Source organism: Pseudomonas sp. T1.Ur, assembly GCF_023516725.1.
GTDB lineage: Bacteria > Pseudomonadota > Gammaproteobacteria > Pseudomonadales > Pseudomonadaceae > Aquipseudomonas > Aquipseudomonas alvandae.
This window is the reverse complement of sequence record NZ_JAMGSN010000001.1, coordinates 6,097,442-6,120,651: the sequence shown is the minus strand read 5'-3', so window position 1 is coordinate 6,120,651 and position 23,210 is coordinate 6,097,442. Positions and strand designations below refer to the sequence as shown.

Here is a 23,210-nt window from a genome sequence, read left to right as displayed (position 1 = left end):
ATACACCTAGGTGATAGTTCCAAGGGCTGCTTCGCAGCCCAGCGGGGATAAATCCCCTCGCCACAACAGCACCACCTGTTCCTGATCAACACTCCAAACAAGAGGTCCCATGCCCAACCGCGCCCCGCTTGACGCCGTCACCGCCCGCTGGCTCCCGTGGGTCGTGGCGATTGCCTTTTTCATGCAGTCCCTCGACGGGACCATCCTCAACACCGCCCTGCCCGCCATGGCCAGTGACCTGGCGGAAAACCCGCTGCGCATGCAGGGTGTGATCATTGCCTACATGCTCACCGTGGCGCTGCTGATCCCGGCGTCGGGCTGGATCGCCGACCGCTTCGGCACCAAGAAGATTTTCTTCGGTGCGATCCTGTTGTTCAGCTTCGGCTCCTTGCTCTGCGCCTTGTCCAGTTCGTTGAGCATGCTGGTCGGCGCCCGTGTCGTCCAAGGCCTGGGCGGGGCGTTGATGCTGCCGGTGGGCAGGTTGGTGGTATTGCGGGCCTATCCACGCTCGGAACTGGTGCGGATCATGGGCTTCATCACCATCCCCGGGCTGCTCGGCCCGCTGATCGGTCCGACCATGGGCGGCTGGATGGTGGAATACATGACCTGGCACTGGATCTTCATCATCAACCTGCCGGTGGGTGTGATCGGCTGTTATGCAGTCTGGAAGTTCATTCCAGACCTGCGCGGCACCGAGCGCACGCGTTTCGATGGCTTGGGCTTTTTGCTGTTTGGCGCGGCGATGGTGCTGATCACCATTGCCATGGAAGGCCTGGGTGAATTGCACCTGCCGCACCTGCGCGTAATGTTGCTGCTGTTCGGCGGCATGGCCTGCCTGGCGGCGTACTGGTTGCGGGCCGGGCACGTCGAGAACGCGCTGTTCCCACCGTCACTGTTCAAGACCCGGACTTTCGCGGTGGGCATCCTCGGCAACCTGTTCGCCCGCCTGGGCAGCGGCGCCCTGCCGTTCCTGGTGCCATTGCTGTTGCAAGTCGCCCTGGGTTATTCGCCGTCCCAGGCGGGAATGAGCATGCTGCCACTGGCGGCCGCGGCGATGGTCGCCAAATCCGTGGCCCGGCCGCTGATCGAACGCTTCGGCTATCGCATCATCCTTACCGGCAACACGCTGGCACTGGGCGTGATGCTGGCGAGCATGGGCCTGGTTAGCGAGCAGACGCCGTACTGGCTGTTGCTGGCGCATCTGGCGGTGCTGGGGGCGATCAACTCGCTGCAATTCACCGCGATGAACACCGTGACGCTGATCGACCTGGACGACGCCAGCGCCAGCAGCGGCAACAGCTTGTTGTCGGTGGTGGCGCAACTGTCCCTGAGCCTGGGCGTGGCTTGCGCCGGCGCGCTACTTGGCGGCTTCACGGCCCAGGTTGGCAACGATGGCGTGGACACGGTGCTGGGCGCATTCCAGTTGACCTTCGTGACGGTGGGCATCATGGCGATGCTCGCGGCGACGATTTTTTCCCAGTTGTCGAAGCAGGATGGGCGGCGGGTCAAACGGCCGGATGAGCATATCGAGCATTAACGGGGGGAACCTGCTCCCGCCGGAGTTGGCACTGTGTAGGAACTGCGTAGGAGCTGCGTAGGAGCTGCCGAGTGCAACGAGGCTGCGATCTTTCCCCTGCCCATTGAGTCAAGAGCGAAAGATCAAGATCAAGATCAAGATCAAGATCAAGATCAAGATCAAGATCAAGATCAAGATCAAGATCAAGATCAAGATCAAGATCAAGATCAAGATCAAGATCAAGATCAAGATCAAAAGATCGCAGGCTTCGCCAGCTCCTACGGAGCCCAGCGGGAGCAAGCTCGCTCGCCACAGGGAATTCGCCCACTTCGGAACTGCGCCACAGCTCGTCCAGATCTTTCGAAGAAAGTGGCACGAGGCTGCTACACTGCGCGACATTTTGTTTTGCAGGCCAGTCCCGTGACCACCATTGCCACCGCTTTTAATACTTTGCCGCTGTCCGCCGCCATGCTGGCTAACCTCGAATCACTCGGTTATGCCCAGATGACGCCGATCCAGGCGCAAAGCTTGCCGGTGATCCTCAAGGGCATGGACCTGATCGCCCAGGCCAAGACCGGCAGCGGCAAGACTGCCGCCTTCGGCATCGGTCTGCTGAACCCGATCAACCCGCGCTATTTTGGCTGCCAGGCCCTGGTGATGTGCCCGACCCGCGAGCTGGCCGACCAGGTTGCCAAGGAAATCCGCCGCCTGGCCCGCGCCGAAGACAACATCAAGGTCCTGACCCTGTGCGGCGGCGTGTCCTTCGGCCCGCAGATCGCTTCCCTCGAACACGGTGCCCACATCATCGTCGGCACGCCGGGGCGCATCCAGCAGCACCTGCGCAAGGGCTCGCTGGTGCTCGACGGCTTGAACACACTGATTCTCGACGAAGCCGACCGCATGCTCGACATGGGCTTCTACGACGCCATCGAAGACATCATCCAGCAGACCCCGGAGCGCCGCCAGACACTGCTGTTCTCCGCCACCTACCCGGTGGGCATCAAGCAGCTAGCCTCCAAGTTCATGCGTGACCCGCAGCAGGTGAAGGCCGAAGCACTGCACTCCGACGCGCAGATCGAGCAGCGTTTCTACGAAATCTCGCCGGAGGAACGCATGGACGCGGTGGTCAAGGTCCTGGCGCATTTCCGTCCGGCTTCTTGCGTGGCGTTCTGCTTCACCAAGCAGCAGGTCCAGGAAACCGTCGACCACCTGACGGCCAAGGGCATCTCCGCCGTCGGCCTGCACGGCGACCTTGAACAACGCGACCGCGACCAGGTGCTGGCGATGTTCGCCAACCGCAGCACCTCGGTGCTGGTGGCCACCGACGTGGCGGCCCGCGGCCTGGACATCGATGCCCTGGACATGGTGATCAACGTCGAACTGGCCCGGGATTCGGAAATCCATATCCACCGTGTCGGCCGTACCGGCCGCGCCGGTGAGAAAGGCATCGCCATCAGCCTGGTGGCGCCGTCCGAAGCCCACCGCGCCCAGGCTATCGAGCAACTGCAGAAGTCGCCGCTGAGCTGGGACCAACTGGATAACCTCAAGCCCCAGGGCGGCGGTCCGTTGCTGCCGGCCATGAGCACCCTGTGCATCGGCGCCGGGCGCAAGGACAAGGTTCGTCCCGGCGACATCCTTGGTGCCCTGACCGGCGACGCCGGCATCCCTGGCGCCCAGGTCGGCAAGATCGCGATCTTCGATTTCCAGGCCTACGTGGCCGTGGAACGCGGGATCGCCAAACAGGCCTTGCAGCGCTTGAACGACGGCAAGATCAAGGGTCGGTCGTTGCGGGTGCGGATCCTTTGATTCCAGTTGATTCACTCTGTGGCGAGGGAGCTTGCTCCCGCTGGGCTTGTAGGAGCTGCCGAGCGAAGCGAGGCTGCGATCTTTTCGCAGCCAATTGAGTCGGGAGCGAAAGATCGCAGGCTTCGCCAGCTCCTACAAAGCCCAGCGGGAGCAAGCTCCCTCGCCACAAAAGCTCCATACCCAGCCGACCATCGAAATTGAGGACACCGTTTTGCGCTCTACCGAAGTCGTGATCATTGGCGCTGGCGCCGCGGGGTTGATGTGCGCGCTGACCGCGGCCGCGCGCGGGCGGCAGGTGATGTTGCTGGACCACGCCAACAAGGCCGGCAAGAAAATCCTCATGTCGGGCGGCGGGCGCTGCAATTTCACCAATATGTACACCGAGCCAGGCAATTTCCTTTCGCAGAATCCGCACTTCTGCAAATCGGCGCTAGCCCGCTACACCCAGTGGGATTTCATCGCGCTGGTGGCCAAGCACGGCGTGCCCTATCACGAGAAAAAACTCGGCCAATTGTTCTGCGATAACAAGTCCAGCGACATCCTCGGCCTGCTGCTGGACGAATGCGACCAGGCCGGCGTCAACCTGCACCTGGACACCTCGATCGAGCAGATCGAAAAGACCGACGGTGGCTACCTGCTGCAAACCACCCTCGGCGCCCTCGCCTGCCAGTCCCTGGTCATTGCTACCGGCGGGCTGTCGATTCCGACCCTCGGGGCAACCGGCTTCGGTTATCAGGTGGCGAAGCAGTTTGGCCATGAGTTGCTGCCAACCCGCGCCGGGCTGGTGCCATTCACCATTACCGACCAGCTCAAGACGCTGTGCACCGAACTGTCGGGCACCTCGGTGGATTGCCTGGTGAGCTGCAATAGCCAGGGTTTTCGCGAGAACATCCTGTTCACCCACCGCGGCCTGAGCGGCCCGGCGATCCTGCAGATTTCCTCGTTCTGGGAACCAGGGGACACGGTGCAGATCAACCTGTTGCCCGACCACGACGTGCCGCAATGGCTGCAGCAGCAACAAGCCGAACGCCCCAACAGCGAATTGAAAACGCTGCTGGGCGAGCTGTTCACCAAGAAAATGGCCAACCTGCTGGCCGACACCTGGTTCGTCTCCAAACCCATGAAGCAATACACCCACGCCGAGCTGGCGGACATTGCCGAGAAACTGGCGAGCTGGAACGTCGTCCCTGCCGGTACCGAAGGCTACCGCACCGCCGAAGTCACGCTGGGTGGCGTCGATACCCGGGAAGTCTCGTCCAAGACCATGGAATCGTTGAAGAGCCCCGGGCTGTACTTCATTGGCGAAGTGCTGGACGTCACCGGGCACCTGGGCGGGTTCAACTTCCAGTGGGCCTGGGCTTCGGGGTATGCGGCGGCGCAGTACGTCTGACCCCGCCCCATGTTGTACCTGCTTTTGTGGCGAGGGAGCTTGCTCCCGCTGGCTCTGTAGGAGCTGCCGAAGGCTCGGGCCGCGTTCGGACGATCTTTTGATCTTTCGCTTGAGACTCAAGTGTCTGGGGAAAGATCGCAGCCTCGCTTCGCTCGGCAGCTCCAGGCCTTCGCGAGCAGGCTCGCTCCCACAGGGTCTGGTGGCGGCTTCCGGAACACTTTTTGCTGTCAGATGTGATCGCCGCCATTGCATCGGCGTCATTACTGCCTCAATTTAGCGTCATTGCCCGTCAGGCCCTTGCACTTCATGTCATCGACCTCGTTTAGCCAATCCCTGCGGCGCCTTTGGGCGCTGGACAAGTTCAGTTATAGCGTGCGGGTGTTCATCGCCCTGACCGGCAGCATGGGGCTGTGCTGGTATCTGGATGAAATGGGGCTGCTGATTCCCCTGTTCCTGGGCATCATCGCCAGCGCCCTGGCCGAGACCGATGACAGTTGGCAAGGCCGCCTCAACGCCCTGGTCGTGACGCTGGTGTGCTTCACCGTTGCTGCACTGTCGGTGGAGTTGCTGTTTCCCTACCCCGTCCTGTTCATTGTCGCCCTGGCCCTGGCTGCCTTTGGCCTGACCATGCTTGGCGCCTTGGGCGAACGCTACGGCGCGATCGCCTCGGCCACCTTGATTCTCTCGGTCTACACCATCATCGGCGTGGACCAGCGCGGCGGCGCGGTGACCGACTTCTGGCACGAACCTTCACTGCTGGTGGCCGGTGCCGCGTGGTATGGCCTGCTCTCGGTCCTCTGGCACGCGCTGTTTTCCAACCAACCGGTGCAGCAAAGCCTGGCGCGGCTGTTTCGCGAATTGGGGCGTTACCTGAAGCTCAAGTCGTCGTTGCTCGAACCGATCCGCCAACTGGACGTCGAGGCGCGACGCCTGGAACTGGCCCAGCAGAACGGCCGGGTCGTCGCCGCGCTCAACAGCGCCAAGGAAATCATCCTGCACCGCGTCGGCAACGGCCGACCCGGCTCGAAAGTCAGCCGCTACCTGAAGCTGTATTTTCTCGCCCAGGACATCCACGAACGCGCGAGCTCTTCCCATTACCCCTATAACGCGCTGGCCGAAGCCTTCTTTCACAGCGATGTGCTGTTTCGCTGCCAGCGCCTGCTGCGCCAGCAGGGCAAAGCCTGCCAGGCTCTGGCGGAGTCGATCCAGCTGCGCCAGCCGTTCGTCTATGACGACAGCTTTGCCGAGGCGTTGAACGACCTGCACGCGTCCCTCGAACATTTGCGCATCCAGAGCAACCCGGCGTGGCGCGGCTTGCTGCGTTCGCTGCGCGCATTGTCGGTGAACCTTGGCACGATGGACCGCCTGCTCAGCGATGCGAGCAATCCCGACGCGTTGGCCGACGCCACCGACAGCAGCCTCCTGGACCGCTCACCACGCAACCTCAAGGACGTCTGGGTACGCCTGCGTACCCAGCTCACGCCCACCTCGCTGCTGTTTCGTCACGCGTTGCGATTACCGTTGGCCTTGAGCGTGGGCTACGCCATGGTGCACCTGATCCACCCGTCCCAGGGTTACTGGATCGTCCTGACCACGCTGTTCGTTTGCCAACCCAACTACGGCGCCACCCGGCGCAAGCTCGGCCAGCGGATCATTGGCACCGCGATTGGCCTGACAGTGTCCTGGGCGCTGTTTGATCTGTTCCCGAATCCCCTGGTGCAATCGTGCTTCGCCATCGTCGCCGGGGTCATCTTCTTCACCAACCGCACCACCCGCTATACCCTGGCGACCGCAGCCATCACCATCATGGTGCTGTTCTGCTTCAACCAGGTCGGCGACGGCTACGGCCTGCTGCTGCCACGGCTATTCGATACCTTGGTAGGCAGCCTGATCGCCGGGCTGGCAGTGTTCCTGTTCCTGCCCGACTGGCAGGGCCGGCGACTGAACAAAGTGCTTGCCAACACGCTCACCTGCAACAGCATCTACCTGCGCCAGATCATGCAGCAATACGCGGCCGGCAAAAGTGACGACCTGGCCTATCGCCTGGCCCGCCGCAACGCCCATAACGCCGATGCGGCGCTGTCCACCACGCTGGCGAACATGCTGATGGAGCCTGGGCATTTCCGTAAGGAGGCCGACGTCGGATTCCGCTTCCTGGTGTTGTCCCACACGTTGCTCAGCTACCTGTCAGGCCTGGGCGCCCACCGGGGCACGGAATTGCCAACGGAAGTGCGCGAATACCTGATCGACGGCGCGGGCGTAAAACTGGCGTCCAGCATCGATGAAATCGCCCAAGGCCTGGCGAGCAAACAGTCGATTGCCATCCAGAGTGACGAAGAGGAAGCCCTGGCCAGCGAGCTTGAGCAGATGCCCGACGAAATCGACGAAGGGCAGCGGCTGGTGCAGACTCAACTGGCCTTGATCTGCCGCCAGCTGGGGCCGTTGCGCACGTTGGCGGCGCATTTGATGAAGGCCTGACGGCCGGCTGCAAGCTGCAAGCTGCAAGCTGCAAGCTGCAAGCTGCAAGTCAAGGCTATAAGTTCGTGACGCCGGGCGTGAAGCTTGAAGCTTGAAGCTTGAAGCTGCTCCTGCTCTACATCCCATGCGCCTTCAATAGCCGCTCATAACTCCCATCCGCCCTCATCGCCGCAATCTCGCGATCGAACCCGGCTACGATCTGCTCGTGCTCGGGGTTCTTCAGGCTGACCAATATGTGCAGGCTGTTTTCGCTCAGGGGCTTGGGCAGGAACTCCACGGCGTTGCGCACCTTCGGGGATTCCCGAGCCAGGTAGTAACGGGCGACGTACTCATCTTCCAAGGTCAGTTTCACCCGGTCGGCAGCCAGCATGCGCACGGCCATCGCAAAGTTGTGCACAGGGATCTTCTGCATCTGTGCATCCTCGTCGAACGCCTTGGCATAGGCGTAGCCACGCACCACGGCGATGGGGTAGGCATATAACTGCTGCAGATTATCGAACTCGATGTCCGCGTCCTTGCGCTTGATGAAGCGCACGCGGTTGAGCAAGTATTCGGCCGAGAACTGTCCCACATGGGTGCGTTCTTCGGCGTACCAGGCGTTGATCAGCACGTCGTAGCGCCCTTCACTGATGCCCAGCATCGCCCGTGCCCAGGGCACCTGCTCGAAGTCACTGGCATAGCCCGCCCGCGCCAGGGCCGTCGTGACGATATCGGTCGCCAGGCCGCCGTTGACCAAGGTCGAATCGGTGAAAGGGGGCCAGGCATCGGCCACCAGGCGCAACTTCTGCGCGCAGACGCTGTGGCTCAGCAACAGCAGTCCGACCAAAGCAAGAGCTCGATGCAATCGCGGCATGCCAAACATCCTTGACGGGTTCAAGCCCGGTTTGTTTTTAGCCGAAATCCAAAGGACATCCGCAGACGTCCGGTCCTAACGTTAGCTCATCGAAACCGCTGCGCAGGGCTGAATCGAAGATTACACAAAGAAGACAAGACCGCGACACATCCATGATGGCATTTTGGTCTTTATCACAGATTTTCCGATCAATCGAAAAGAGACTTCCGACGTGAGGACGCCTAATATCGGCATCAGGCATTCAAGGAAATTCAGAAAATGGATATCGACTGGGTCTGCAAACATCACAGCGACCTGAGCAAGGAGCAGCTGTACGCCATTCTAAAATTGCGCGCCGACGTGTTCGTGGTCGAGCAGAGCTGCGCCTACCCGGACGTGGATGGACTCGATCTGGAAGGCGACACGTGCCACTTGATGGCTTGGCGGGACAATCACCTGATCGCTTACCTTCGTTTGCTCGATCCCCACTCGCAGAACAGCGATGTGGTAATTGGCCGGGTGGTGATTGCGCCAGAAGCTCGCGGCCAGGGGCTAGGTCATGAGCTGATGGAACATGCGCTCGCGCAGGCCGAACAGCATTGGCCCGGCACATCGATTTCATTGTCGGCCCAGGCGCATCTGCGGGGGTATTACGGACGGTATGGGTTTGAAGTGGTAGGTGTCGAGTATCTGGAAGATGGGATTCCGCATATCGGTATGCATCGTCCGTAGGAGCTGCCTCAGGCTGCGATCCTTTGATCTTGATCCTTCACGCTCGATTCCATTGTCAGTGGGAAGATCGCAGCCTCGTTGCACTCGTCAGCGCCTACGGATACTCAAGTACAGCCTTGATCCGCTCCAGGTTCTGCTCGATCCATCCCCGCTCAATCGCCCCCCAATCGCGAATCCGATACCGCCCGGCATGGTTGCGCGCGCCTTCTTCTTGCTCGAACTCACACAGGATATCCAGGTCCGCCAGCGCCGCGACGGTGTCCTGGGCCGTACGCCGAGGCATGCCGGTGACTTCGGTAAGGGCCGGCACGTTACTGGCCAGGCCGCTGTCGATCAGGTAAGCCACGTACAAGCGACGATAGAAGCTGCTCTTGGTCTTGCTGACGTCCATCCGATCATTCCTTGTCTTGTTGCAGGTCCCGCCAGGTCAGGTACACCCGCAGGTCGAATTCCAACTGGTGATAACCCGGCAGCATGTGCTCGCACAGCTGATAGAACGCCTTGTTGTGGTCCGACTCCTTGAAGTGGGCCAGCTCGTGAACCACGATCATCTTCAGGAACTCGGGCGCCGCCTCCTTGAACAACGATGCGATGCGGATTTCCTTCTTGGCCTTGAGCTTGCCACCTTGCACGCGCGACACGGCTGTATGCAGGCCCAGTGCACGATGCGTCAGGTCCAGGCGATTGTCGAACAGCACCTTGTCGATGGCCGGCGCGTTACGCAGGTATTGCTGCTTGAGTTCCAGCGCGTAGGCGTACAACGCCTTATCGCTCTGGATCGGATGCCGGTCGGGATAGCGCTGGCGCAGGTAATCGCCCAGCCGATCCTCGGCGATCAATTGCTGCACCTGGGCTTGCAAGGCGGCGGGGTACGCCTGGAGGTATTTGAGCGCAGTCATCGGGCGGCCACACCATCACAAAAGGCCGCCAGTGTAACGAATTCAGGCGATGACCGCGCTCCAGTCGAAGGGCTTGGCGAAGGCGTTGGTGTCTTCCGCCATCAAGGGGCGCGCCACCAGAAACCCCTGCACGAACTCGCATCCGTGGGCCTGCAACCACTGATATTGCTCACGGGTCTCCACCCCTTCGGCGATCACTCGCAAACCCAGTTGCCGACACAGGTCGATCACCGAGGCAGCCAACGCGGCATCCCGGGGCGAGCCTGGCAGGCGGGCGATCAAATGCCGGTCGAGCTTGAGGGTATCGAGTTCCAGATCCCGCAGGTGAGCCAACGAGCAAGGCCCGGAACCGAAGTCATCCAGCGCCACGCGCACCCCCAGATGGCGCAGCAATCGCAGCTGCTTATGGGTCTCGTCCGGGTTGCGCATCAGCGCATCCTCGGTCACCTCGACCTCCAGTTGCCGAGGCTTCAAGGCGTGGCGCTCCAGGACCTGGCGCAACTCGGTCACCAGGTTGGGCATGCCGAACTGGGTACTGCTCAGGCTCACGCCCAATACCAGATCCTCGGCGAACAAGCGCTCCCAGACTTTGCGCTGGGCCGCGCTGCGGTGGTAGATCCAACTGCCCAGTCGGCTGATCAGCCGCGCCTCTTCCAACAGCGGCAGGAACAAGCCCGGCGGAACATCGCCGACGCTTGGGTGCTGCCAACGCAACAGCGCCTCGAACCCGCGAATGCGTCCGTCATGAATACTGACCTGGGGTTGATAGACCATATTGAAGTCGCGGTTTTCGATGGCCGAGCGCACGCTTTCCTCGAGCATCAGCCGTGAACGGGCCCGACCGTTCATTTCGTGGTCATAAAAACGATATTGCTGGCGGCCGGCGCGCTTGGCCTCGTACATCGCGATGTCGGAAGCGCGCAGCAGGCCATCGAGGTTGGAGCCGCAATCCGGGTAAGTTGCGATCCCGATGCTGGCCCCCAGCGTCACGTCCATGCCTTCGATCTGCTGGCAGATCGAAACCCGTTCAATGAGTTTCTCGGCGATCTTGGCAGCCTGCTCGGGTACTTCGAGGTCCAGCAGGGCCGTGAACTCATCACCGCCCAGCCGCGCGAGAATATCGAATGGTCGCAGGCAGGCCTTCAATTGCTCGGAGACCCAGCGCAGCACCCGGTCGCCGGCATCGTGGCCCAGCGAATCGTTGACGCGCTTGAAGCCGTCGAGGTCCAGGTACAGCAGCACCCAGTTGCTTTCCAGCCGTTCGCTGCGCATCAGCAGGTTTTCCGCCGTCTGATAGAACCCCCTGCGGTTGAGCAAGCCGGTCAGCGGGTCAGTCACAGCCTGGAACTCCAACTGCTGGTGCAAATGGCGGACCACCGACATGTCCTGGAGCGTCACCACCATGGCCTTCTGTTCCGAGGGCAGAGGCGCACAGGACAGGGCCACCGACACCTGCTGGCCGGGTGCGGTGCGCAACACCGCATCGTGCAGGCGCCAGGTTTCGCCGCGCTGGTAGGCGGTATGGATCTCCGAGTCCGTCCACTCAGGGATATGGGGCTTCTGCAGATAATCGAGGAAAGGCATGCCTTGCAACTGGTCGGCGGTGGCATTGAGCAGACGGCACGTCGAGGGGTTGGCGAAACGGATACAGCCGTTTTCATCCACCACCAGGATCCCTTCGGCGGCGTTGTCCAGCACCGAGGCATTGAAGGCCCGGGCCGCTTCGAGATCCTGGCTCAGGCGCTGCAAGGCCCGGCGGTTGCGCTGGTGCTCGAGCAACGCCTGGACCTTGGGCTTGAGGATCTGTGGGTCGAAGGGTTTGAACAGGTAATCCACCGCGCCACTGGCGTAGCCCTTGATGACGGCGTCCTGGGACTGCTCGTTGGCGGTGAGGAAAATGATCGGCGTGAGCCGCGTACGCTGGCTGCCGCGCATCAGGCGCGCCACTTCGAAACCGTCCATGTCCGGCATCTGCACATCCAGCAGCACCAGGTCGATGTCATGTTCGAGCAGCAGGTTCAGCGCCTCGATCCCCGAGGACGCGGTCATCACCTGCCAATCCTGACGCTGCAGCAACGCTCGCATGCTGAGCAGGTTTTCGGGGTAGTCATCAACGATCAAAAGGACAGAGCTGTCTTCGCCAAACGGGGGTTGCGCGCATTCCATGCTGCTTCTCTTATCGGGGCGCCATGTCCGCGCTATGGAGCAAGGCGGACAACATACAGTGATCTCACTCTAGACCGGGATTTTGAAAAGCAGTAGGTGTCATCGCGCCATCATCCAGACAAAGCCCGAAATAGCCGACTAACGGTCACCCTCCTCAGGCACAGAAACTGCAATGACCCACTCGACGGACAATTGACGTCAAACATTCGCCGATCGGTCAACAACAAAATGCCCCTACCCAGCGTTTCGAGACGCTTAAAAGGGCGGTTTAAAGCCTCCCGCCACGGCGTACCCCTTTTACATCCGAAACGTAGGACCTGAACATGATCGATCTCACCACCTGGAATTTGAGCATCCCCGAAGGCAGCCCGGCGATGACCATCGAAACCCCTCGCCTGGCGCAAGGGTTCAAGGATCAATATTTCAACGCCGAAACCGGCACCGTGTTCTTCTGGGCTCCGGTAACCGGCACCAAGACGGCCAACGCGATTTACCCGCGCAGCGAACTGCGCGAAACCTATCCCGACGGCACCCTGCGCAATTGGCTTTACCCGGCGGCGGACAACACCCTGCGCGCCACTATCACCGTCAATCAGGTACCCAGCACCGGCAAGATCGTGATTGGCCAGATTCACACCAAGGACAGCACCAGCCCGATGGTGAAGCTGGAATACCAATACAAAGCCTACAGCTCCACCGGGAACATCGTCGCCAAGGTGCGCATGCGACCTGATGACGAGACGGGCCAGGTGATCACCATTGCCACCGGCGTGACCCTGAACCGCAGCTTTTCCTACATGATCCACCTGAGCCCCAAGGGCGCACTCGGCATCAGCGCGGCGGGCTACAACTGGCGTACCACCGTCGACCCGAGCTGGAAGGTAAAGCCGCTGTATTTCAAGGCCGGCGTTTATGTCCAGGACAACACCGGCTATGTCACCGAAGGCGGAAAAGTGACGTTCAGCCTGCTGGAAATCAAACACGCCACCCTTTGATTGCCCCACCCTTCCCGCCGTCAGAGCAGCACGGATCGCTGCTATCGGCCCTCCCCTTTAGAAGGCATCCGGTTCCGGGTGCTTTTTTTTGCGCTGATTCAGGCATGGGTGCCAAATCGCCACCCCATAAGGTTCCCAAGAAGATCCGGATAATCGACCAATGGTCTTTTTTTTCGGGCACAAAACTGGAAAACGCCACTCTGACGGTCTGCTGACGCCAACCCTCCGCCGGACGACTGTGTCAAATCTTCGTCCTCACCCCTTCTTGGCGTCGGAAAAAGCGCGTCTTAGAGCCTCCGGCTGTGGCGTAAATCATTTCTTCTCCTCAGAAAGGATCCGAACATGGTCGATCTTGCAACCTGGAACCTGAGCATTCCCGAAGGCAGCCCGCCGAAAACCATCGAAACCCCTCGCTTGGTGGACGGGTTCCAGGACAAGTATTTCAACTCCTCAGGCAGCACGGTGTACTTCTGGTCACCGGTGACCGGCACCAAGACAGAGAATGCCATTTACCCGCGCAGCGAACTGCGCGAGACCTACAAGGACGGCACCCTGCGCAACTGGGTCTACCCCGACGCCGACAACCAGCTGCGGGCGAGCCTCGTGGTCAATCAGGTGCCCAGCAGCGGCAAGATCGTGATTGGTCAGATCCATGCCAAGGACAGCAGCAAGCCCATGGTCAAGCTGGAATACCAATACAGCGACTCCAGCGCCACCGGCAACATCGTCGCCAAGGTCCGCATGCGTCCCGATGACAGCGAAGGCCGGGTCATCACGGTCGCTACGGGGGTGAAACTCAACCGCTCCTTCTCCTACCGGATCCACCTGGATCGTACCGGCGACCTGGGCATTACCGCGGCGGGTAACAGCTGGTACACCACCGTCGGTCGCGCCTGGCGCGACAAGCCGTTGTACTTCAAGGCCGGGGTGTATGTGCAGGACAACACGGGCTATACCAGCGAAGGTGGCAAGGTGACGTTCAGCGTGCTGGATATCGATCACAACACCTGATTTTCTGCTTCTGAAAATCTCGTAGGAATTTACGTCCCGCGGCGAGGGAGCTTGCTCCCGCTGGGCTGCGAAGCGGCCCCTCTTTCCTCCAGACCTACCGCATTTGCCGGTTTTACGGCGGCTGCGCCCCCGAGCGGGAGCAAGCTCCCTCGCCACGGGGGCCAGTGCGTCCAGCATCCTTGCGACCAGCCTCGGCTTCATTTTTGTGCCAATGGCTTCCCCCTGAACCGCAACGGAGCCGAATCATGAAGTGCGGCAAGCCGACCCGCGTCCCACTCCCTTCGCATACCCTCCAGCAACTCGCCATCAATTCGATGCCCGCTGCTCGCCAACGCCTGGCTCATGGCATCGGCGATTCGCTCGATGATCAAAGCGGGCTTATCAACTTTGCAATGCTTACGGCCAAACTCGATCAACTGCTTGCGATCCGGATATGTTTTTGCCTTGTTCATCTTGATTGCCAATGTGCGATCTACCAGTGAGCGTCCAGACTTGGGGTTGTAATGCTCATAAACCGTGGTCGTGGTGACATCGAAAACCGGCGCCAACCGCACGCTTTCCAGCGCGTCGGGATGCGTATAGATAACACCAAAATTTTTTAGATGGGCATCACCGTTACGCACCATGACCGAAAGGCAAACCGAAGAAAAAAAGCGCTCCAACTCGCGAACCGGTTCAGCATGACGGCATACCTGCTCCACTACTGCGGCGAGGATTTCGTAGCTCTGGGAGTATTTGTAGTTGTCGTGGGGATCTTTGTGCAGGCTGAGCAACACTGCCATGTCTTCGAACCCCAGCCGTCCGGACGGGGTCAGGTCGAACCTCTCCATGACAAACAACTCGCCATTTTCCGAGAGCCAGAATGGTGGTGTTTCAAGCCCTGCCAGGCGAGCCGCCTCCAAGCAAAGGAATTCATTTTGCGCCAGATGGGCATACTCCTCGGCACCGGATTTAACGATCAGATCGGAGCTGAGTAGGGTCTTTCGACCCCCTGTCAGCTTGTCCAAGTCAGGTACGAGTACCTTGGGCTGTACACCCGAAATACCCGACTCGAAATACGTATCGACCAGAAAATCAAAAACGCTTTGTGAAATATCCGCCGAAAGAATTTCCTGCAGTCCAACCTGAGCACGAACCGGCACCGAAGCCTCGACTGGATTCATATAGCTGAGTCGCCCGATTTGATTGCCGCCTATTACCGACAGCAGGCGCATGTCATCGACCTGCATATGCCTGGCCATCCGACGCTTGATCTGGTCCGCCAGAAAACCCTCAGGCACATTCATGTCGAATATCGGATGAAGGATATTGCTGACTGACGGCGTTGGGTCATAGGGCATGACCAGCGAGACCTCCCGAGGCGCCTCGGCACTGGCATACGCAAACGAGAACTGCGAACCTTTGGACAAGTCACCGCTATAGCCTTGTGGTGTCATGACATTAAGCAGCTTGACTCTACTCATCATGCTCCACCAGCTCAGCCAGGGATTTGAGGTCGATGCGTTTATCAACGATTTCCAAGGCCATTCCCAGCGCCGATACGACCCGAAACAAGGTGTAGACGGCCACATTCTCACCCGCTTCAAGATCGATAACGGTCTTGCGGTTGCAGCTGGCTCTTTCGGCGAGCTGCTGTTGGCTATAGCCCTTGGCACGGCGCAGCGTACGTACTCTCTCGCCTAAGGCAGAAGGATTCAGGATAAGCATAATGTCCACCATAAGGGACTTTTTAATAGGTAAATAAGATTATGTCCACTCTAACGGACATTTCAAGTCAACACACCGCACTTCATCTGACGGCAGCAGGGGGGCGCTTAGCGTACTCGACAGAAATAACGATGCTTGAAATTCCGCTTCCGAAATTCTCGTAGGAATTTACGCCCCGTGGCGAGGGAGCTTGCTCCCGCTGGGCGTGAAGCGGCCCCTCTTTCCTCCAGACCTACCGCATTTGCCGGTTTTTACGGCGGCTGTGCCCCCGAGCGGGAGCAAGCTCCTTCGCCACAGGGGCCGGTGCGTCCTACAGGGGAGATTTTGGCGTTGGGAATCTGCTCTATAGTTCGGGGGTCTGCTGGCTTTGGTCGGTGGGCAGGGGTTTCGCAGCCCTGGTGGGTTAGAATCACGACCGTCAGAAATCGATGTAGGCCTATCCCGCCTACCTCGGCTTTTCATGGCGGCTGTGTGTGGGAGATCTTCGGGTCTGCCGGGTTTCTCTAACTCCTCGGTCTGCGAACCCGCACATGGCTGCCACCCAATTTGTTTCGCAGCGAACGGTGGCAAATATCTATTTGAGTTAGAGGTTTGTCATGAAAGCCGAACAATTGCCCACTCGCTTCACTCCGCTCACCCCGATCGCCACCACCCAGCCCGTCCTGTTCATCGATAAAACCGTCCCACTGACCGAGCTCCACGCCTGCGCCAGCGAACGCTTGCATGCCACGCTCGACTACCTGACACTCATGGCCTGCGCCACCTTGCGCGACTCGGCTGCTGACGATTTCAATACTCTCACCAATGTCGCCCGGATCCTCGTCCAGGACGTCACCGACGTGTTCGGCGTCATTGAACAGCGCGGCCTCGAAGACCAATAAAACCCTCCCGGTGGAAGATGATCCCCTGTGGGAGCGAGCTTGCTCGCGATAGCGCCGGGTCAGCAGCATGGATGTCGACCGACACAGCGCTACCAAGATCTTTGTGTATATCCGATAAAGCGAAACCATAAGCAGCCGTTACCTACAAAAACGGATATACACCCAAACCCCAAACATAAAAAAACCCGCATCACTGCGGGTTTTCTCACAACGCTAAAACATCAATTAACCTTAGCGTTCAACTCACCCTTCAAATACCGCTGATACATCGCTTCCAGAGAGATCGGCTTGATCTTCGAAGCATTCCCCGCCGTACCAAACGCCTCATAACGGGCGATACACACATCACGCATCGCCGTCACGGTCGCACCGAAGAACTTGCGCGGATCAAACTCGCTCGGGTTGGTCGCCATCAGACGACGCATGGCACCGGTGGACGCCAGGCGCAGGTCAGTGTCGATGTTGACCTTGCGCACGCCGTACTTGATGCCTTCGACGATTTCTTCAACCGGCACGCCGTAGGTTTCCTTGATGTCGCCGCCGTACTGGTTGATGATCGCCAGCCACTCCTGCGGTACCGAGGACGAGCCGTGCATCACCAGGTGGGTGTTGGGGATGCGCTTGTGGATTTCCTTGATGCGGTCGATGGCCAGCACGTCGCCGGTGGGCGGCTTGGTGAACTTGTACGCGCCGTGGCTGGTGCCGATGGCGATGGCCAGGGCGTCGACTTGGGTTTTCTTGACGAAGTCGGCGGCTTCTTCCGGGTCGGTCAGCATCTGGCTGTGGTCCAGCACGCCTTCGGCACCGATACCGTCTTCTTCACCCGCCATGCCGGTTTCCAGCGAGCCCAGGCAACCCAGTTCGCCTTCCACCGAGACGCCGCAGGCGTGGGCCATGGCGACGGTCTGCTGGGTGACGCGCACGTTGTACTCGTAGTCGGTCGGGGTCTTGCCGTCTTCGCCCAGGGAGCCGTCCATCATTACCGAGCTGAAACCCAGTTGGATCGAGCGCTGGCAGACGTCAGGGCTAGTGCCGTGGTCCTGGTGCATGCACACCGGGATGTGCGGGAATTCTTCGATTGCCGCCAGGATCAGGTGGCGCAGGAACGGCGCGCCGGCGTATTTGCGGGCACCGGCCGAAGCCTGGACGATCACCGGGGAGTCAGTCTTGTCAGCGGCTTCCATGATGGCGCGCATCTGCTCAAGGTTGTTGACGTTAAAGGCTGGGACGCCGTAGCCGAACTCGGCTGCGTGGTCCAGCATCTGACGCATGCTGATAAGTGCCATTGTGTGTATCTCTCCCGGTCGAGGGTCGTTAATCGTGCCAGCCTGCCGGAGCGGCGGCGGCTATTCAAGTCATTGCGGATCGGGGTTGGCCCGAGCCGCCTGTTCGGTATCGCTAAATCCAAATATTGACGCGTTCCCTGTGGGAGCGAGCTTGCTCGCGATGAGGGCGACACATTCAACATCACTGTTGCCTGATAGGCCGCTATCGCGAGCAAGCTCGCTCCCACACTGGATCTGCTTCCACATTCAGATCTCGGTGAATCAGATCAATCCTGTCATTGCGCCCTACAACCACGCCCAATCAGATCATTGGTGGCGACCCAATACACCAGGCCTTCCTCACCCTTGATGTGAAACGCCAGCATGTCATCGCTGTACAGCGAACCTTCGGCACCCGGCTCCAGCTTGAGCCGATAAACCTTCTCGGCACCGCCCAGGCGGACATCGACGGCCTTGCGCGCTGTATCGGTGTAACGCCAGAGCACCTTGGCCTCGCTGTCACACGTCCAACTCGTCCAGCCCTCTGCAACGGGTTCGGACGACTGCAGAAAACCCAGTTGCGAGCAACCGGCCAACAATGCCAACGCCATGACGGCGACAAAGCCTTTCATCCGTGTTCCTCGACGGGCGGCACAGGCCGCCCGCCATGAGTTAAAGAGTCTGACCCGTCAAGGGCAACCATGTTCCTTGACCGGCGCTTGCGTCTCGTATTTATCCAGGCCGTCCGGCCCGGAACGCTTGTTCAGCACCGGGTTGGTCTCGGCCTGCCAGTCAGCCTGGTAGCAGCCATCCTCGGGCGTTGGCGCCGCATTGTCCGGCGCCGTGGCTTTCGGGCTGCTGGAACAGGCCGCCAGCAACGTCGCAGCCATCAGCGCCATGAACGTCTTGACCATTGGAACACTCCTTTGCCTGGTCAACGCTGCCTCAGGCCTTGGCCCGGCTTTCCAGGACTTCCACGGCTGGCAACACTTTGCCTTCGACGAATTCGAGGAACGCACCACCGCCGGTAGAAATGTAGGAGATCTGCTCGGCCACGCCATATTTATCGATGGCCGCCAGGGTATCGCCACCGCCGGCGATGGAAAACGCAGCGCTCTCGGCAATGGCCTGGGCCAGTACCTTTGTGCCGTTGCCGAACTGGTCGAACTCGAATACCCCAACTGGACCGTTCCACAGGATGGTCTGGGAAGATTTCAGCAGTTCAGCGAAATTGGCCGCCGTTTGCGGGCCAATGTCGAGGATCATGTCGTCTTCGGCCACGTCGGCGATCAGCTTCACGGTGGCGGTGGCGCTTTCGGCAAATTCCTTGGCGACCACCACGTCCACCGGCAGCGGCACGCTGACCTTGGCGGCGATTTCACGGGCGGTGTCCAGCAGGTCCGGCTCGTACAGCGACTTGCCAACCGGATGGCCGGCCGCAGCGAGGAAGGTGTTGGCGATGCCGCCACCGACGATCAACTGATTGCAGACTTGGCTCAGGCTGTTGAGTACGTCGAGCTTGGTCGACACCTTGGAGCCGGCGACGATAGCGGCCATCGGCTGGGCCGGAGAACCCAGGGCCTTGCCCAGCGCATCGAGTTCGGCGGCCAGCAGTGGACCTGCGGCAGCAACCTTGGCGAACTTCGCCACGCCATGGGTCGAACCCTCGGCGCGGTGGGCGGTGCCGAAGGCGTCCATCACGAACACGTCGCACAAGGCGGCGTATTGCTGGGCCAGTTCGTCGGCGTTCTTTTTCTCGCCTTTGTTGAAGCGCACGTTTTCGAACAGCACGACGTCGCCAGCCTTGACGTCGATACCACCCAGGTAATCGGCGACCAGCGGCACGTCACGGCCCAGGGCTTTGCTCAGGTAGTCGGCGACAGGCTTGAGGCTGTTTTCCGCCGAGAATTCGCCTTCGGTCGGACGGCCCAGGTGCGAGCAGACCATCACGGCCGCGCCTTTTTCCAGGGCCAGCTTGATGGTCGGCAGCGAGGCCAGGATGCGCGCGTCGCTGGTGACAACACCGTCCTTGACGGGGACGTTGAGGTCTTCGCGGATCAATACGCGCTTACCTTGCAGATCGAGGTCGGACATCTTCAACACGGTCATGGGTCGCAATTCCTGGGTAACTGTTTAGAGAGCAGGTTTATTGGAAGCGGTTTGCAGGTAGTGCTCGGCAACGTCCAGCATTCGATTGGCAAAACCCCATTCGTTGTCGAACCAGGCCAGGATGTTCACAAGCCTCGGTCCGGAAACGCGGGTCTGGCTGGCATCGACGATGGCCGAATGCGGGTCGTGGTTGAAATCACAACTGGCGTGAGGCAACTCGGTATAAGCCAGGAGGCCTTTGAGCGGACCGCTGGTGGCGGCTTCGCGCAGGATCCGGTTGACCTCGGTGGCGTCGGTATCGCTCACGGTCTGCATCGTGATGTCGAGGCAAGACACGTTTACCGTCGGCACCCGCACGGCTTTGGCCTGAATTCGCCCGGCAAGTTCCGGCAACAGCCGTTCAATGCCACGCGCCAGACCAGTGGACACCGGAATCACCGATTGGAACGCCGAGCGAGTGCGGCGCAAGTCCTCGTGGTGATAGGCGTCGATGACCGGCTGGTCGTTCATTGCCGAGTGGATCGTGGTGATGGACACGTATTCCAGGCCAATGGCCTGGTCCAGCAGGCGCAACAGCGGCACGCCGCAGTTGGTGGTGCAGGACGCGTTGGACACCAGGAGCTCTTCACCGGTCAGGCAATCCTGGTTCACGCCGTAGACGATGGTGGCGTCGACGTCCGCCTCGCTGGCCATCGGCTGGGAAAACAGCACCCGTGGCGCGCCCGCGGCGATGAAACGCTGACCGTCGTCGCGGGTGTTGTAGGCGCCGGAGCATTCAAGCACCAGGTCGACGCCCAGGGACGCCCAATCGATGCCTTCGGGGGTAGCACTGCGCAGGACCTTCACGCAGTCGCCATTGATATGCAGACAATCGCCCTCGACCCGCACTTCGCCGGGGAACCGGCCATGGGTGGAGTCAAAGCGTGTCAGGTATTCGATGCTGGCCATGTCGGCCAGATCGTTGATGGCCACGATCTCGAACCCGGCCTTCGCCCCTCGCTCGAACAACGCCCGGAAGACGCAACGGCCAATGCGGCCGTAGCCGTTGAGTGCAACTTTGTAGGGACGCGGTTGGGGCATGGGGGTTCTCGATAGTCGCGGGGAAACGAATTCGTGTTAACCACGCAAATCTCTGTAGGAGCTGACGAATGAAACGAGGCTGCGATCTTTCCCCTGACGCTTGAATCTCAAGCGAAAGATCAAGATCAAAAGATCGCAGCCTCGCTTCACTCGTCAGCGCCTACAGGAAGTGCGGTGGTCTCGACCACCGCGTCGTGTCTTAGTCTTCCAGCAGCTCTTCCGCCTGACCCAGGATGTTTTCCAGGGTGAAGCCAAACTCCTCGAACAGTGCTGGCGCAGGCGCCGATTCGCCGTAGGTGGTCATGCCGATCACGCGACCTTCCAGGCCCACGTACTTGTACCAGTAATCGGCGTGAGCGGCTTCAATGGCGATCCGCGCGCTGACCTGCAGCGGCAACACCGCTTGCTTGTAGCCGGCGTCCTGGGCGTCGAACACGCTGGTGCATGGCATGGACACCACGCGCACGTTGCGGCCTTGCTCGGTCAGCTTGTCGTAGGCCTGGACGGCCAGGCCGACTTCCGAACCGGTGGCGATCAGGATCAGCTCAGGTTCGCCGATGCAGTCCTTGAGCACATAGCCGCCACGGCTGATGTCGCCGATCTGGCCGGCATCACGGACTTGGTGCTGCAGGTTCTGGCGAGAGAAGATCAGTGCCGATGGACCATCGTTGCGCTCGATGGCGTACTTCCAGGCCACCGCCGACTCCACGGCGTCGCATGGGCGCCAGGTGTCCAGGTTCGGCGTGCAGCGCAGGCTCGCCAGTTGCTCGATCGGCTGGTGAGTCGGGCCGTCTTCGCCCAGGCCGATGGAATCGTGGGTGAACACGTAGAGCACGCGTTTTTTCATCAGGGCCGACATGCGCACGGCGTTGCGAGCGTATTCCATGAACATCAGGAAGGTCGCGCCGTAAGGCACCAGGCCGCCGTGCAGGGCAACGCCGTTCATGATCGCGCTCATGCCGAACTCGCGAACGCCGTAGTACATGTAGTTGCCGCTGGCGTCTTCGGCCGTCACGCCTTTGCAACCTTTCCACAGGGTCAGGTTGGAGCCTGCCAGGTCGGCCGAACCGCCCAGCAGTTCCGGCAGCAGCGGGCCGAAGGCATTCAGGGTGTTCTGGCTGGCCTTGCGGCTGGCGATGGTTTCGCCCTTGGCGGCAACCTCGGCGATGTAGGCAGAGGCTTTCTCGGCGAAGTCGGCCGGCAGCTCGCCGCTGAGGCGACGCACCAGTTCGTTGGCCTGCTCAGGGAATTCAGCGGAGTAGGCAGCAAAGCGCTGGTCCCACTCGGCTTCGGCCGCGCGGCCTTTTTCCTTGGCGTCCCATTCGGCATAGATGTCGGCCGGGATTTCGAACGGACCGTGTTCCCACTTCAGCGCGGCACGGGTCAGGGCGATTTCCTCGGCACCCAATGGCGCGCCGTGACAGTCTTCCTTGCCTTGCTTGTTCGGCGAACCAAAACCGATGGTGGTCTTGCAGCAGATCAGGGTTGGCTGAGCGCTCTTGCGGGCAGTCTCGATGGCGATCTTGATTTCTTCCGGGTCGTGACCGTCGACGTTGCGGATCACCAGCCAGTTGTAGGCTTCGAAGCGCTTGGGCGTGTCGTCGGTGAACCAGCCTTCGACTTCGCCGTCGATGGAGATGCCGTTGTCATCGTAGAAAGCGATCAGCTTGTCCAGGCCCAGGGTGCCGGCCAGGGACGCGACTTCATGGGAAATGCCTTCCATCATGCAGCCATCACCCAGGAAAACGTAGGTGTGGTGGTCGACAACGTTGTGGCCCGGGCGGTTGAACTGCGCGGCCAGGACTTTTTCCGCCAGGGCGAAGCCCACGGCGTTGGCCAGGCCTTGGCCCAGCGGGCCGGTGGTGGTTTCCACGCCAGGGGTGTAGCCGTATTCCGGGTGGCCCGGAGTGCGGCTGTGCAGTTGGCGGAAGTTCTTCAGGTCATCGATCGACAAGTCATAACCGGTCAGGTGCAGCAACGAGTAGATCAACATCGAGCCGTGGCCGTTGGACAGCACGAAGCGGTCACGGTCGGCGAACGAAGGGTTGCTCGGGTTGTGCTTGAGGTAGTCGCGCCACAGCACCTCGGCGATATCCGCCATACCCATGGGGGCGCCGGGATGGCCGCTGTTGGCTTTTTGCACGGCATCCATGCTGAGGGCACGAATGGCATTGGCACGCTCACGACGGCTGGGCATCGCTGATCTCCTGGGTTTTGAATAACGAAACTGAAAAAAGGCGAGCATTTTCCCTCACCCACCCGCCCCGGGGCAATCAGATACTCGTCCAAAGGCGATTTTGCGGTGGATAAAGTCGCATTGGCCAGGTGAAACCTTTCCGCTGA

At 60.5% G+C, this 23,210-nt stretch carries 20 protein-coding genes; 8 read left to right on the top strand and 12 right to left on the bottom strand.

What is annotated here, in order from left to right; translation table 11 throughout:
* The first annotated feature begins 109 nt into the window (after positions 1-109).
* From mdtD to yccS, 4 genes are all read left to right on the top strand, one after another.
* The gene (gene mdtD, locus M8Q45_RS27140; RefSeq protein ID WP_249877114.1) at positions 110-1,537 is read left to right on the top strand and encodes a multidrug transporter subunit MdtD; all 1,428 of its coding nucleotides are present in this window, start codon (positions 110-112) and stop codon (positions 1,535-1,537) included.
* A gap of 447 nt (positions 1,538-1,984) precedes the next feature.
* On the top strand, positions 1,985-3,322 hold the full coding sequence (dbpA, locus tag M8Q45_RS27135; RefSeq protein ID WP_249877399.1) for an ATP-dependent RNA helicase DbpA: 1,338 nt from the start codon (positions 1,985-1,987) through the stop codon (positions 3,320-3,322).
* A 211-nt stretch (positions 3,323-3,533) separates the two neighbouring features.
* Positions 3,534-4,712, top strand: a complete 1,179-nt coding sequence (locus M8Q45_RS27130; protein ID WP_249877113.1) for a BaiN/RdsA family NAD(P)/FAD-dependent oxidoreductase — start codon at positions 3,534-3,536, stop codon at positions 4,710-4,712.
* A 306-nt stretch (positions 4,713-5,018) separates the two neighbouring features.
* Positions 5,019-7,190 carry a YccS family putative transporter gene (gene yccS, locus M8Q45_RS27125; protein WP_249877112.1) on the top strand — a complete coding sequence of 724 codons (2,172 nt, stop codon included), beginning with the start codon at positions 5,019-5,021 and terminating at the stop codon, positions 7,188-7,190.
* Positions 7,191-7,305: 115 nt separating this feature from the next.
* Here the strand turns inward: yccS and M8Q45_RS27120 are convergent, their stop codons facing one another.
* On the bottom strand, positions 7,306-8,043 hold the full coding sequence (locus tag M8Q45_RS27120; RefSeq protein WP_249877111.1) for a substrate-binding periplasmic protein: 738 nt from the start codon (positions 8,041-8,043) through the stop codon (positions 7,306-7,308).
* A gap of 258 nt (positions 8,044-8,301) precedes the next feature.
* Here M8Q45_RS27120 and M8Q45_RS27115 point away from each other — a divergent pair, with 258 nt between their 5' ends.
* The gene (locus tag M8Q45_RS27115; RefSeq protein WP_249877110.1) at positions 8,302-8,754 is read left to right on the top strand and encodes a GNAT family N-acetyltransferase; all 453 of its coding nucleotides are present in this window, start codon (positions 8,302-8,304) and stop codon (positions 8,752-8,754) included.
* 94 nt (positions 8,755-8,848) lie between these two features.
* Here M8Q45_RS27115 and M8Q45_RS27110 read toward each other — a convergent pair whose 3' ends face one another.
* Genes M8Q45_RS27110 through M8Q45_RS27100 form a run of 3 tightly spaced genes read right to left on the bottom strand, consistent with a single transcriptional unit; the run spans position 8,849 to position 11,819 of the window.
* The gene (locus M8Q45_RS27110) at positions 8,849-9,145 is read right to left on the bottom strand and encodes a winged helix-turn-helix domain-containing protein (RefSeq protein WP_249877109.1); all 297 of its coding nucleotides are present in this window, start codon (positions 9,143-9,145) and stop codon (positions 8,849-8,851) included.
* Between the two features lie 4 nt (positions 9,146-9,149).
* Complete coding sequence (locus tag M8Q45_RS27105; protein ID WP_249877108.1) at positions 9,150-9,653, bottom strand: M48 metallopeptidase family protein; 504 nt, start codon at positions 9,651-9,653, stop codon at positions 9,150-9,152.
* A 42-nt stretch (positions 9,654-9,695) separates the two neighbouring features.
* Positions 9,696-11,819, bottom strand: a complete 2,124-nt coding sequence (locus M8Q45_RS27100; RefSeq protein WP_249877107.1) for a putative bifunctional diguanylate cyclase/phosphodiesterase — start codon at positions 11,817-11,819, stop codon at positions 9,696-9,698.
* Between the two features lie 323 nt (positions 11,820-12,142).
* Here M8Q45_RS27100 and M8Q45_RS27095 point away from each other — a divergent pair, with 323 nt between their 5' ends.
* Together M8Q45_RS27095 and M8Q45_RS27090 are read left to right on the top strand one after the other, a co-directional pair.
* Positions 12,143-12,814, top strand: coding sequence for a polysaccharide lyase family 7 protein (locus M8Q45_RS27095; RefSeq protein ID WP_249877106.1), 672 nt, complete (start codon positions 12,143-12,145; stop codon positions 12,812-12,814).
* Positions 12,815-13,156: 342 nt separating this feature from the next.
* Positions 13,157-13,825, top strand: a complete 669-nt coding sequence (locus M8Q45_RS27090) for a polysaccharide lyase family 7 protein (protein ID WP_249877105.1) — start codon at positions 13,157-13,159, stop codon at positions 13,823-13,825.
* Positions 13,826-14,022: 197 nt separating this feature from the next.
* Here the strand turns inward: M8Q45_RS27090 and M8Q45_RS27085 are convergent, their stop codons facing one another.
* Both M8Q45_RS27085 and M8Q45_RS27080 read right to left on the bottom strand, forming a co-directional pair.
* Positions 14,023-15,288, bottom strand: coding sequence for a type II toxin-antitoxin system HipA family toxin (locus M8Q45_RS27085; RefSeq protein WP_249877104.1), 1,266 nt, complete (start codon positions 15,286-15,288; stop codon positions 14,023-14,025).
* Positions 15,281-15,532, bottom strand: a complete 252-nt coding sequence (locus tag M8Q45_RS27080; protein WP_249877103.1) for a helix-turn-helix transcriptional regulator — start codon at positions 15,530-15,532, stop codon at positions 15,281-15,283. Before M8Q45_RS27080 ends, M8Q45_RS27085 begins: the two co-directional genes overlap by 8 nt.
* Before the next feature lie 596 nt (positions 15,533-16,128).
* Here M8Q45_RS27080 and M8Q45_RS27075 point away from each other — a divergent pair.
* Positions 16,129-16,413 carry a fructose-bisphosphate aldolase gene (locus M8Q45_RS27075; RefSeq protein ID WP_249877102.1) on the top strand — a complete coding sequence of 95 codons (285 nt, stop codon included), beginning with the start codon at positions 16,129-16,131 and terminating at the stop codon, positions 16,411-16,413.
* 221 nt (positions 16,414-16,634) lie between these two features.
* Here the strand turns inward: M8Q45_RS27075 and fba are convergent, their stop codons facing one another.
* The 6 genes from fba to tkt form a co-directional block, all read right to left on the bottom strand.
* Complete coding sequence (gene fba, locus M8Q45_RS27070; RefSeq protein ID WP_003177554.1) at positions 16,635-17,699, bottom strand: class II fructose-bisphosphate aldolase; 1,065 nt, start codon at positions 17,697-17,699, stop codon at positions 16,635-16,637.
* 275 nt (positions 17,700-17,974) lie between these two features.
* Positions 17,975-18,310, bottom strand: coding sequence for an MliC family protein (locus M8Q45_RS27065; protein WP_249877101.1), 336 nt, complete (start codon positions 18,308-18,310; stop codon positions 17,975-17,977).
* 57 nt (positions 18,311-18,367) lie between these two features.
* On the bottom strand, positions 18,368-18,592 hold the full coding sequence (locus tag M8Q45_RS27060; protein ID WP_249877100.1) for a hypothetical protein: 225 nt from the start codon (positions 18,590-18,592) through the stop codon (positions 18,368-18,370).
* Positions 18,593-18,623: 31 nt separating this feature from the next.
* Positions 18,624-19,787, bottom strand: a complete 1,164-nt coding sequence (locus M8Q45_RS27055; protein ID WP_249877099.1) for a phosphoglycerate kinase — start codon at positions 19,785-19,787, stop codon at positions 18,624-18,626.
* Between the two features lie 24 nt (positions 19,788-19,811).
* Positions 19,812-20,867 carry an erythrose-4-phosphate dehydrogenase gene (epd, locus tag M8Q45_RS27050; RefSeq protein ID WP_249877098.1) on the bottom strand — a complete coding sequence of 352 codons (1,056 nt, stop codon included), beginning with the start codon at positions 20,865-20,867 and terminating at the stop codon, positions 19,812-19,814.
* Positions 20,868-21,066: 199 nt separating this feature from the next.
* Positions 21,067-23,064 (bottom strand): transketolase, encoded by a 1,998-nt coding sequence (tkt, locus tag M8Q45_RS27045; RefSeq protein WP_249877097.1) that lies wholly within the window; start codon positions 23,062-23,064, stop codon positions 21,067-21,069.
* Between the last annotated feature and the right edge of the window lie 146 nt (positions 23,065-23,210).